This is a genomic window from Agromyces sp. P1_H4, from assembly GCF_056405255.1.
In genome coordinates, this window is the sequence record NZ_JBFUCL010000095.1 from 1 (window position 1) to 11181 (window position 11181).

General features: G+C 71.8%; 13 protein-coding genes. 4 read left to right on the forward strand and 9 right to left on the reverse strand.

Annotated features, from left to right (window positions below):
- A partial coding sequence (locus AC1DY2_RS08040; protein WP_476761943.1) for a DedA family protein occupies positions 1–331 on the forward strand: 331 nt, incomplete at its 5' end.
- A 61-nt stretch (positions 332–392) separates the two neighbouring features.
- Here AC1DY2_RS08040 and AC1DY2_RS08045 read toward each other — a convergent pair.
- From AC1DY2_RS08045 to AC1DY2_RS08060, 4 genes are all read right to left on the reverse strand, one after another.
- The gene (locus tag AC1DY2_RS08045; protein WP_476761944.1) at positions 393–1022 is read right to left on the reverse strand and encodes an FMN reductase; all 630 of its coding nucleotides are present in this window, start codon (positions 1020–1022) and stop codon (positions 393–395) included.
- 9 nt (positions 1023–1031) lie between these two features.
- Positions 1032–2252, reverse strand: coding sequence for an LLM class flavin-dependent oxidoreductase (locus AC1DY2_RS08050; protein ID WP_476761945.1), 1221 nt, complete (start codon positions 2250–2252; stop codon positions 1032–1034).
- A 72-nt stretch (positions 2253–2324) separates the two neighbouring features.
- Positions 2325–3119, reverse strand: coding sequence for a fructosamine kinase family protein (locus AC1DY2_RS08055; protein WP_476761946.1), 795 nt, complete (start codon positions 3117–3119; stop codon positions 2325–2327).
- A gap of 86 nt (positions 3120–3205) precedes the next feature.
- A complete protein-coding gene (locus tag AC1DY2_RS08060) occupies positions 3206–4774 on the reverse strand; it encodes a M28 family metallopeptidase (protein ID WP_476761947.1) in 1569 nt (522 codons plus the stop codon).
- 196 nt (positions 4775–4970) lie between these two features.
- On the opposite strand from AC1DY2_RS08060, the gene AC1DY2_RS08065 reads away from it, so the two are divergent.
- A complete protein-coding gene (locus AC1DY2_RS08065) occupies positions 4971–5783 on the forward strand; it encodes a glycosyltransferase family 2 protein (protein WP_476761948.1) in 813 nt (270 codons plus the stop codon).
- A gap of 53 nt (positions 5784–5836) precedes the next feature.
- Here AC1DY2_RS08065 and AC1DY2_RS08070 read toward each other — a convergent pair whose 3' ends face one another.
- Positions 5837–6805: an alpha/beta fold hydrolase gene (locus AC1DY2_RS08070; RefSeq protein ID WP_476761949.1), complete on the reverse strand. Its 969-nt coding sequence runs from the start codon at positions 6803–6805 to the stop codon at positions 5837–5839.
- 135 nt (positions 6806–6940) lie between these two features.
- On the opposite strand from AC1DY2_RS08070, the gene AC1DY2_RS08075 reads away from it, so the two are divergent.
- Positions 6941–7336, forward strand: a complete 396-nt coding sequence (locus tag AC1DY2_RS08075) for a thioredoxin family protein (protein WP_159607261.1) — start codon at positions 6941–6943, stop codon at positions 7334–7336.
- Between the two features lie 36 nt (positions 7337–7372).
- Here the strand turns inward: AC1DY2_RS08075 and AC1DY2_RS08080 are convergent, their stop codons facing one another.
- The 3 genes from AC1DY2_RS08080 to AC1DY2_RS08090 are packed head-to-tail and all read right to left on the reverse strand — an operon-like array spanning position 7373 to position 9879.
- The gene (locus AC1DY2_RS08080; protein ID WP_476761950.1) at positions 7373–7975 is read right to left on the reverse strand and encodes a hypothetical protein; all 603 of its coding nucleotides are present in this window, start codon (positions 7973–7975) and stop codon (positions 7373–7375) included.
- A 38-nt stretch (positions 7976–8013) separates the two neighbouring features.
- Positions 8014–8901, reverse strand: a complete 888-nt coding sequence (locus tag AC1DY2_RS08085; protein WP_476761951.1) for an LLM class flavin-dependent oxidoreductase — start codon at positions 8899–8901, stop codon at positions 8014–8016.
- Positions 8902–8910: 9 nt separating this feature from the next.
- Entirely contained in the window at positions 8911–9879 is a 969-nt protein-coding gene (locus AC1DY2_RS08090; RefSeq protein ID WP_476761952.1) for an EamA family transporter, read from the reverse strand.
- A 93-nt stretch (positions 9880–9972) separates the two neighbouring features.
- On the opposite strand from AC1DY2_RS08090, the gene AC1DY2_RS08095 reads away from it, so the two are divergent.
- On the forward strand, positions 9973–10518 hold the full coding sequence (locus tag AC1DY2_RS08095; protein ID WP_476761953.1) for a CGNR zinc finger domain-containing protein: 546 nt from the start codon (positions 9973–9975) through the stop codon (positions 10516–10518).
- 116 nt (positions 10519–10634) lie between these two features.
- Here the strand turns inward: AC1DY2_RS08095 and rpsO are convergent, their stop codons facing one another.
- Positions 10635–10904 (reverse strand): 30S ribosomal protein S15, encoded by a 270-nt coding sequence (rpsO, locus tag AC1DY2_RS08100; RefSeq protein WP_159606651.1) that lies wholly within the window; start codon positions 10902–10904, stop codon positions 10635–10637.
- Between the last annotated feature and the right edge of the window lie 277 nt (positions 10905–11181).

Below are 11181 nucleotides of genomic sequence, written 5' to 3' on the forward strand. Positions count from 1 at the left end.
CCGCACGGCCGTGCACGTCATCACGGCCCGCTACGTGCCGTTCGCGCGGATCGCGGTGAACCTCGCCGCCGGCGCGGGACGCGTGCCGCTGCGTCGCTACCTGCCTCTGTCGTTCGCGGCCGGCGTGGCGTGGGCGACGTACAACGTGGCGATCGGCGCGATCGTCGGCTCGGCGCTCCGCGATGCCCCGGTGCTGGCGATCGCGATCTCGGTGCCCATCGCGATCGCGTTGGGACTCGTCGTCGACCGGACGATCGCTGCGATCGACGCCCGGCGTTCGTCGAGGCCCGACGGTGCTCCCGGCGCGGCGCCGCGACGAGCACGATGGTGAGACGACGGATGCCGCGGCGCAACCTGGTCGCGTCGCGGCATCCGTCAGCCGTGGCCCTGCGTCACTCCCCCGCGAGCCCGCCGATGAGGTGCCCCGTGGGCCGTTCGAGTGCGAACGGGTCGTTCAGGAGGTCGGAGCGATCGGTGCGCTCGACCAGGTCGGCGAACTCCCTCGCTCCACGGAAGATGCGGTCGGGCAGCGAGCGCACGCCGTCGCCGCCGTCGCCCCAGTCGCTCGTGGCCGCGTACACCCCGGTGGTCACCGGCACCGCGTGCAGGTAGGTGAACAGCGGACGGATCGCGTAGTCGATCGCGAGCGAGTGCCGCGGGGTCCCGCCGGTCGCGCCGATCAGCACCGGCAGGTCGGTGAGCGCCTGCGGGTCGACGACGTCGATGAACGACTTGAACAGGCCGGCGTAGCTCGTGGTGAAGATCGGCGTGACGGCGATCAGGCCGTCGGCGGACGCGACCGCCTCCAGTGCCGCCTCGAGCTTCGGCGGGGCGAACCCCAGCAACAGGTGGTTGGTGATGTCGTGGGCGAGGTCACGCAGCTCGAAGGTCTGCACCTCGACCTCGACGCCGCGCTCCTGCAGGAGGCCGGCGGCATCCGCCGCGAGCCGGTCTGCCAGCTGCCGGGTCGAGCTCGGCGTCGAGAGGCCCGACGAGATGACGACGATGCGCTTGGTGGTCATCGGGAGCTCCTATCGGGTTGCGGCGGGGCCGAAGGCCGAGCCGGTCTTGACGGTTGCGGGCGCGGCCGGCACGGCCTCCGCGTCCTGGTAGGGCGAGGGCCCTGCGAGGTTGTCACCGCGATTGGCGTTGGGGGTCGCCTGACGAGGCGCCTGGTCGCCGTACTTCGCCGCGACGAGCGAGGCGTGGGTCGGGGCATCCGGAACCTCGGCCGGGCGGTTCTTCGCGAACTCGCGGCGCAGCACGGGCACGACCTCCTCGCCGAGCAGGTCGAGCTGCTCGAGCACGGTCTTCAGCGGGAGGCCGGCGTGGTCGAGGAGCCAGAGCTGGCGCTGGTAGTCGCCGACGTAGTCGCGGAACCCGAGTGTGCGGTCGATGACCTCCTGCGGGCTGCCCACGGTGAGCGGCGTCTGCTGGGTGAAGTCCTCGAGGCTCGGGCCGTGGCCGTAGACCGGGGCGTTGTCGAAGTAGGGGCGGAAGTCCCTCACCGCGTCCTGCGAGTTCTTGCGCATGAAGACCTGGCCGCCGAGCCCGACGATCGCCTGCGCGGCGGTGCCGTGGCCGTGGTGCTCGAAGCGCTGGCGGTAGAGGGCGATCATGCGCTGGGTGTGGGACGCCGGCCAGAAGATGTGGTTCGCGAAGAAGCCGTCGCCGTACGACGCGGCCTGCTCGGCGACCTCGGGGGTGCGAATGGAACCGTGCCAGACGAACGGGGGCACGCCGTCGAGGGGTCGGGGCGTCGAGGTGAAGCCCTGCAGCGGGGTGCGGAACTTGCCCTGCCAGTCGACGACGTCCTCGCGCCAGAGGCGGTGGAGCAGCTCGTAGTTCTCCATGGCGAGGGGCAGGCCCTGGCGGATGTCCTTGCCGAACCACGGGTAGACGGGGCCGGTGTTGCCGCGGCCGAGCATCACGTCGGCACGGCCGCTCGACACGTGCTGGAGCATCRCGAAGTCCTCGGCGATCTTCACCGGGTCATTCGTGGTGATGAGGGTCGTCGCGGTCGAGAGCTGCAGGGTGGAGGTCTGTCCGGCGATGTACGCGAGGGTCGTGGTGGGCGACGACGACCAGAACGGCGGGTTGTGGTGCTCGCCCAGCGCGAAGACGTCGAGCCCGACCTCCTCGGCGTGCTTGGCGATGGTCAGCGTGGCCTGGATGCGCTCGGCCTCGGTCGGGGTTCGACCGGTCGTCGGGTCCTGTGTGATGTCGCTGACGGTGAAGATTCCGAACTGCATCTCGCCCTCCTGGGCTCCTCGTCTTACTTCATGCGTTTGCATGCAATGGATGGAACGGATGTCCTCCGCCGACTATTCCCGCGTTCGTGAGGCGAGTGCCAGCACCGCGTCGGCGGCCTCGGCGAGCTCGACGCCGTAGGCCCTGCCGTGGCCCGCGGCGTGCACGGCGAGCGGATGCAACTGGTGCAACGGCACCCGGTCGCGCCAGCCGGGGCGCAGCGGCCGGGCGCGATCGTAGGCCTCGAGCACGTCGGCGAGGAACGGACAGCCGAACAGCGCGAGCATCGCGAGGTCCGTCTCGCGGTGGCCTCCGTGCGCAGCGGGGTCGATCAGCACCACGCCCTCGGGCGACCACAGCACGTTGCCGTTCCAGAGGTCGCCGTGGATGCAGGCCGGAGGCTCGTCGTCGTCGAACGCCCCCGTCGCGATGAGCTCCGCCACCCGGCGCACGAGTGCGGCCTCCGACGCCGTGACGTTGCCCGCCTGCACGGCGACCTCGAGGTACGGGAGGACCCGGTCGCGTGCGTAGAAGCGGCCCCAGGTGGGCTCCAGGGCCTCGGGCAGCGGGCGGCGACCGATGAAGAGCGGGCCCCGCCACGGCTCGGGTCCGACGCCGAAGGCCCGCGCCCCGGCGGCGTGCGTCCTCGCGAGCGACGCGCCGAACTCCGCCGCCGCAGACGCCGTCGGCCGGGTCTCGGAGATCCGCTCGAGCTCGATCCACCCCGGGGAGACGGACACGACCGCGGCGGTGCGCACGCCGCCCGCCGACGCCAGCCACGCGAGCCCGGCGGCCTCCGCCTCGAAGAAGCCCTCGGGGGCATCCGGTCGCCGCTTCACCACCGTCTCCACCCGACCAGTGTGGCGCATCCGCCCGCTCACGCGGCGGCGCATGGTTCACCGGCACGACGAGGCGGAGGTGCCGATCGGCACCTCCGCCCGTGGATCACGCCGACTCAGTCGAGGGAGTCGTGCGAGTGCCCACCGTCGCTGCCGACCGTGCCCTCGGGTCCGGCCGGAGCCGGGAGGGTGAAGTTGCCCGGCACGCGCTTGCCCACGACGCCGTTCACCGACTCCGTCGAGTACGCGTACGTGAGAACGGCCGTCGCGATCGCGTCGGTGTTCACGTCGAGTGCCTCGAGCGAGAGGTTCTCGATGTCGTCGCACGCGAGGTGGTAGCACTGGTCGTACTGCTCACCGGCGACGCCGCCCCAGATCGCCTGCTGCTCCTCGGTCTTCGGCACCTCCGCGCCCGTGAACAGACCGCCGGCGGGCACGCCGTTCTGGATGAACGCCTGGTAGTCGCTGCGGCCGCTGAACTCCGCGTCGTCGTACGGAATGCCCATCTTCGTGAAGTAGCTCTCGAAGAGGTCCTCGATCTGCACCGAGCCCTCGGGCACGACCACCGGGGCCGGGAAGCCCGACTCGTCGCCGTCGTACACCATGTAGATGAAGTTGGGCGATGCGATCATGTCGAAGTTGAGGTACAGCGCGATGTCGTCGATCCCGCCCGACTCGACCTGGTCGGCCACGTAGGCGGTCGAGCCGAGCAACCCGCTCTCCTCGGCGCCCCACCACGCGAAGCGCACGGTGTTCTCGGGCTTCAGCTTGGACATCTGCTGGGCCACCTCGAGCAGCGCAGCCGAGCCGCTGCCGTCGTCGTTGATGCCGGGACCCGCCTGCACGGAGTCGAGGTGGGCGCCCGCCATGACGACGTTGTCGTCGTTCTTGCCGGGGAGCTCCGCGATCACGTTGACCTGCGGACGGGACTCGGGCGAGTCGACCACGATGTGCGCGGTCGATCCGGCCTGCGCAAGCGCTGCGCCGTCGGCATAACTCGCCCCGACGACGGGGATGTTCAGCGGCGTCTGGTTGATGCCGAACAGCGTGCCGGTGACGAGGCCCGAACGGAGCTCGGTGTTGCCCTGGTTGAAGATGATCACGGCCTCGGCACCGGCCGTCTGCGCGTTTGTGGCCTTGACGCCGAACTCGCAGGTGCCGCGCTGAATGAGCGCGATGTCGTTCGGGCCGCTGAAGTCCAGTGACGCGAAGTCGGAGGCCTCGCATCCGCTGGTGACGGGATCGCGAGGGAGCGCGGTCACGATGTCGACCGGGATCACGTTGCCGGTGACCTCCCCGTAGCCGGTGCCCGTGAAGACGCCCGAGTCGTACTCGACCGGCCCGGGCGGGGTCGGCGTCAGCTGCTCGAGCAGCGGCGGCGGCACATAGGTGAAGTCGAACTCGTCGAGTTCGACGTTCCAGCCGGCGGCGGTGAGGGTGTCGACCACGTACTCGACGCTCTCGGTGTAGCCCTGGGTGCCGGCCGCGCGGGTGCCGCCGTTGGCGTCCGCGATGGCCTGGAAGGCCTCTTCGTGCTCGAGGACGCCGTCGACGGTGACGCATCCGAGGAGCTTGTCGTACGTGTTGTTCGTGCGCTGGTCGCAGCCCTGCGACGCGGGCGCCGCCATGGCCATCCCGGCTGGCACGAGCACGAGCCCGGCGGCGGTCGCGGTCGCGATCGCCAACGTCCTGGCGCGTCTGGAAAGTGTGGCAGATGGGTACATCGTCTTCCCTTCCGTATGGGTGGCATCGGTCGACACCMATTTGGGGGCCGAGCCTATGCGGTGGCTATGTGCGTGGGGAAGCCCCCAGTGCGACATCCGCGAGCAGCACGCACGAATCGTGCGCCACCGCGGCGTCTCGTGGCTAGACTCGCCGGTGATGGGCACCATCTCGGTCGTCATTCCGAGCCTGAACGACGCGGGCTTCCTCTCGGCGTGCCTCGACGCGCTCGCGCGCCAGGTGCGCCCCGCCGACGAGGTCATCGTCGTCGACAACGGCTCCACGGATGCCACGGTCGAGGTGGCGCGGGCCGCGGGCGCACGGGTGGTCACCCAGCCGGTGCGCGGCATCTGGCCGGCGACCGCGGCGGGCTTCGACGCGGCATCCGGCGACCTCCTCGCGCGGTTGGACGCCGACAGCATCCCGGGCCCGGGGTGGCTCGCCGAGGTCGAGCGGCGGATGTCGCTCCCAGACCTTCCGACGGTGGTGACCGGCACCGGCGTGTTCTACGGCGGCACCGGCCCCCGACGGTGGATCGCGAGGAACCTCTACATCGGCGGCTACTTCGTCGTGGTCGGCGCCCTGCTCGGACATCCGCCGGTCTACGGGTCGAACTACGCGATGCGGTCGAGTGCGTGGCTCGAGCTCCGTGACCTCGTGCACCGCGACCGGGCCGACGTGCACGACGACCTGGACCTCGCGTGGTGCCTGCGGCCCGGCATGACCGTCGTGCACGACCGGGACCTTCTCGTGGGCGTGTCGGCGCGGCCGTTCGACAGCCTCCCCGAGATCTCGCGACGGGTGCGCATGGCCTTCCACACGCTTGGCGTCGAATGGCGGGCGTGGCCGCCGCTCCGGCGGCGGATCGAGCGCCGTCGCGACCGGCCGGTCACCTCGCGCACCGCAACGGGAACGGTGCTCGCCGAGGTCGCCGACGTGAACCCCGAGGGCGACGCGCCGCTGGCCGCGTGAGACGCGGGTCGTGCGGCGTTCGAGCCGGGCGGCGCCCGTGCGGCGCGGCGCCCCTACGGCGTGACGCCGGCCTCCTCGAAGAGCGCCGTCATGTCGCGCACGAGCTGGTGCGGTGCCGTCTCGCACGGGCTGTGCCCCGTGAGGTAGACCGCGAAGCGCGCACCGATCGACCGCGCGAAGCGCTCGTGGAGCTCCCGCGGCCACAGGTCGTGCTCGCCGACCGCGACGAGCTTCGGCACCGGCGAGGCGGCGAGCTGCACGCGCAGGTCGGGCGTGCGCATCATGAGCGCGATGATGTCGTCGACGCTCTCCCGCCGGGTCAGCGCGAAGCGCTCGCGCACGAACGCGAGGCGTTGCGGCGGCACCCGGTTGAGGTTGTTCCGGATGCCCCAGAGCATGAGCGCCGCGCCCTGGCGGGGTGTGGTGACGGCGCTGATGGGTCCGATGCGCTTGACGCCGCGGAACGCCTGCCCGGGCTCGGGCGGCGCACTCAGCAGCGTGAGGCTCGCGAACCGGTCGGGCCGGGCGAGCAGCGCCAGCTCGGCGAGGGTCGCCGCGAAGCTGTAGCCGAGCACGTGGGCGCGGCCCGCGCCGTCGTCGAGCACGGCGAGGAGGTCGTCGAGGAACAGGCGCTCGTCGTACCGGGTGCGCGGCGGCTGGAGGTTCCCTGGCCCAGCCGCCCATGACTCGTACTGCCCGGCCAGGTCGTACGACTCGACCCGGTATCCCGCCGCGGCGAACTGCGGCATCATCAGCACGAAGTCCTCCTTCGAACCGGTGGCGCCCGGCACGAGCACGACGCGAGGCCCGTCGACCGGTCCGAGCGCGACGCGCGCGAGGGTACCGCTCGGCGCCGCGAAGCTCGTGACCTCGGTGCCGGGCGGGAAGGCGCGCCAGTCGAGGTCGGGGATCGCCGCATCGCGGGCGCGCGCAGCGGCCGCGGCATCCGTCGTGTCCGACGCGACGTCGGGCGACGGGCCGCGCCGTCGGAACGATCCCAGCACTCCTCCGAATGCGACCACGTGATCACGATAGCGTCGTCGTGGCTCCGCGCGCGTGCGCATGCGCGAGCGCCGCCGACGCCGCGGCATCCGGCACCCAGGTCGCCCACAGCGAACACCGGCCGGGTGCCCAGCGACCCGACGTAGGGTGGACGGATGGCTACCGTGGCGCTGACCATCGACAACTTCGAGCGGACGATCCTCGAAGGCGGCACCGTCTTCGTCGACTTCTGGGCCGGCTGGTGCGGCCCCTGCATGCAGTTCGCCCCCAACTACGAGGCGGCCTCCGAGGCGAATCCCGACTTCACCTTCGCGAAGGTCGACACCGAGGACCAGCAGCAGCTCGCCGCCGCCATGAACATCACGTCGATCCCCACGATCATGGCGTTCAAGGACGGCATCGGCGTGTTCGCCCAGGCGGGCGCCCTGCCCCGTCCCATGCTCGACGACCTGATCTCGCAGGTGCGCGCCCTCGACATGGACGCGGTGCGGGCCGAGCTCGCGCAGCAGGAGACCGAGCAGGCCATGACTTCGTCGCAGACCGAGCGCTGATCGGCGCCTGCGTCGACGGATGCCGCCGGCAGGGCGTCATCCCTCCAGCGCGCCCAGTCCGCTGAGGTCGAGGTCGACCTTGTGCGGCCGCGAGTCGCCGACGATGATCGCCGGCACCCGCACGAACGTGCCGCGCTGGCGGAGCCCGTCGAGCAGTTCCACCCAGCGCTCGGAGGCCGCCGTGCCGAGGAAGCCGGCGTGACGCGGGCGATCGCCGCCCACGAGTTGCACGCCGATGCGGTAGCGGCGCGAGAGCCACCGGTTGGCGCGCGGGACGAGCACCGCGTGCTGCTCGGTCCCGCCATACAGGCGCGCCAGCTCGATCGCGGCCTGGTGGCGGTTGGCGTCCTCGACGGGCACGACCGTGCGCACCTCGCTGTTCCGGTGCGGCGCGTCGACGACGTCGAGGCCCTCGAGCGTCGCGAGGTCGCCCCATTGGTCGGGGTTGGCCCGCCGGCTCGCCCGCACGAGCGACACCACGAGCCAGGCGAGCGCCGCCAGCACCAGCACCACGAGCAGCCAGAACGCCGCCGGCGGGCCGTCGGGACGGATCCAACCGGTGAGGAGGAGCAGCCCGACGAGCACGAGGAACGGGAGCGGCTCCCAGGCGAGCAGCGGCTTGGAACGGGGCGCGGGCATGGGGATCAGGCTATCGCCCGCACGGGCTCCGGCCGTCGTCAGCGCAKGGCGGGCAGGCGAGCGGCGACCTCGTCGAGCACCGACTCGTCGGCCGCGTACAGGCCGTGCTCGCGCGGCCAGTGCACGACGACGTCGGTGTAGCCGAGCTCGGCCGCCCGGCCGACGGCGTCCTCGAAGGCGCCGACGCTCGCGAGGCTGTAGCGGGCCTCGGCGTCGAGCGACAGCGTGCGGCTGATCGTGGCCGGGTCGCGACCGGCGTCGGAGCAGGCCTCGTCAAGGCGCTGCACCAGCGTTCCGGCGGTGCGCCACCACGCCGCGGTGTCGTCGTCGGCGCCGGCGGTGGTCACCCAGCCGTCGGCGATGCGCACGGCGAGCGCCAGGCCCTTCGGCCCGTCGGCGGCGAGGTGCAGCGGCATCCGCGGATGCTGCGTCGGCTCGCCGACCATGCGGGCGCCCGACGCGGTGAACCACTCCCCCTCGAACGAGATGCCGCCCGAGCCGGGAGGCTCGAAGCGGAGCAGCACGTCGAGCGCCTCGGCGAACTCCGCGAACCGCGCGAACCGCTGGCGAGGCGTCAGCTCGGGCTGGCCGAGCACGAAGGCGTCGAAGCCGGTGCCGCCGGAGCCGAGGCCCAGCAGCATCCGCCCGCCCGAGATCTGGTCGACCGTGGCGATGTCCTTCGCGAAGGGCACCGGATGGCGGTAGTTCGGCGAGGCGACGAACGTGCCGAGGCCGATGCGGCTCGTCACGGTCGCCGCGGCCGTGAGCGTCGGGACGGTGGCGTGCCAGCGTTCGCCGGCGAGCCCGCGCCACGCGAGGTGGTCATAGGTCCAGGCGTGGTCGAAGCCGTACTCCTCTGCGCCGCGCCAGCGGCGGGCGGCCTCGGGCCAGTCGTACTGCGGGAGGATGACGATGCCGAAGCGCATGGGGCCAGCCTACGGGCGACGCGATCCGGTCGGCACGGGCTCGCCCCCGAGTTCGACGGCCAGGGACGGTTCGATCGCGTGGCGCTCCAGGCGCACGCAGACGATGCCGGCGAGGATGAGCAGCCCGCCGAGGATCTGCACGGGCCCGAGCGCCTCCCCGAGCAGGAGCCAGCCGACGATCCCCGCGAAGACGACCTCGGACAGCCCGAGGAAGGCTGCGAGCCGGGAGCCGAGCATGCCGATCGCGGCGATGCCGGCCACGTAGGCGAAGGCGGTCGACACGACCCCGACGGTGACGAGCGGCACCCACCACGGGGCGCTGCCGCCGAGGAACGGCACCTCGGTGAACACGGCCTCCATGGGCAGCAGTCCGACGGCGCCCGTGATGGCGAGGGCCACCGCGCCGACCACGAAGCCCGCGGCGACGAGCGCGATGGGCGGCAGCTGCTCGGCCGCCCGCTCACCGATCGCGTAGTAGACGCAGACGCCGATCATGGCGATCGCGGCGAACGCCAGGCCGAGCGGGTCGAGCGATCCACCGCCGGGCCCGATGACGAGCACGAGGCCGCCGATGGCGAGCACCGACCCGGCGAGCACGATCGCCTGCGGCCGGCGGCGGGTGCGCAGCCAGGCGAAGAGGACGAGCGCGATGGGCGCGAGGTACTCGATCAGGAGCGTCGTCGAGACGGGGATACGCTCGAGCGACGCGTAGAACGCGAACTGCACGCCGGCGACGGCCACGAGCCCGTACACCAACACGGTCCAGCGCGCCCGCCACAGCGGCCGGAGGTCGAAGCGCAGCGCGACGAGGCCCGGGACCGCGAGGATCACGGCGGCGACCGAGATGCGCGCCAGCACCGCGGCGCCGGGCGACCAGCCGCTCTCGAGGAGCGGCTTCACGAACACCCCGCCGGCGCCGAAGGCGAGGCCCGCCGCCAGGCCGAGTGCGATGCCGAGCATGCCCCGCGAGTTGCGCACGACTGCCTCCCCCGAAGTTCATGGAACTCGCCGCCGTCATGGGCGAACACCGTTATGCTGATGACGCTACCGGTTCCGGATGTCAGGAGTCAAATGATTTTCACCGATGACACGGTGGCGGCGCTGAACTTCGTCGCCGCCCTGGCCGACACCGTGCCCGAGGCCTCCGAGTCCGGCGCGGACGAGCTCGCGACGCCAGATCAGCTCGACGCCCTGCTCGACGCCTGGATCTACTCCGGCCGCCGCGACGGCGACGCACGCGAGCTCGCCGAGGTCGTCGCCGCGCGCGACCGGCTGCGTGCGCTCTGGGCGCTCGACCGCGACGACGCCGTGCTCGCGGTCAACGAGATCCTCGCCGAGGCCAATGCGGTGCCCCGGCTCGTGCGCCACGACACGCTCGACTGGCACATCCACGCGACCTCATCCGAGACCCCGCTCGCCGAGCGCATCCTGGTCGAGGCGGCGATGGCGCTCGTCGACGTCATCCGCGCCGATGGGACGGACCGCATGCGCGCGTGCGCCGCCGACGACTGCTCGGGGATCTTCCTCGACCTCTCGAAGAACGGCTCGCGCCGGTTCTGCTCCACGCGCTGCGGCAACCGCATGGCCGTGCGCGCGTACCGCGCCCGCACCGCCTGACCCGCATCGCCGGTCGCCGGGCATGACGAAGGCCCCCGGCCGCACTCGAGAGTGCAGGGCGGGGGCCTTCGCAAGAAGTTCGCGGTGTCTTCGAGAGCCGCGCGAGACTACTCCGCTTAGCGGCGCAGCCCGAGACGCTCGATGAGCGTGCGGTAGCGGGTGATGTCCACATCGGCGAGGTAGCCGAGCAGACGACGACGCTGACCGACGAGGAGCAGCAGGCCACGACGCGAGTGGTGGTCGTGCTTGTGCTCCTTCAGGTGCTCGGTGAGGTCCTTGATTCGCTTCGTGAGGAGCGCGATCTGGACCTCGGGGGATCCAGTGTCACCGGGGTGCGTCGCGTACTCTTCGATGATCGCCTTCTTGACATCAGCTTCAAGTGCCATAGATGGGATCCCCTTTCTCCTTGTTGCGCGCTGCCCGGGGCCGAATGCCTGGGCTCTCTTGATGCGCGGCCGATTTCACGGCAACCTCAGGAGTCTACCAGAGCGGATGCCGCGTGGCCGCCCACCCGGGCGACCCGCTCCCCCGCCGCACGAAGGAGTCCACATGAGCAAGCCCGTCCTCATCATCATCGGCGTCGTCGTCGCGCTGCTCGGCCTGCTCTTCACGCTGCAGGGCCTCGGCGTGGTCGGTGGCAGCGCCATGTCGGGCTCGACCCTG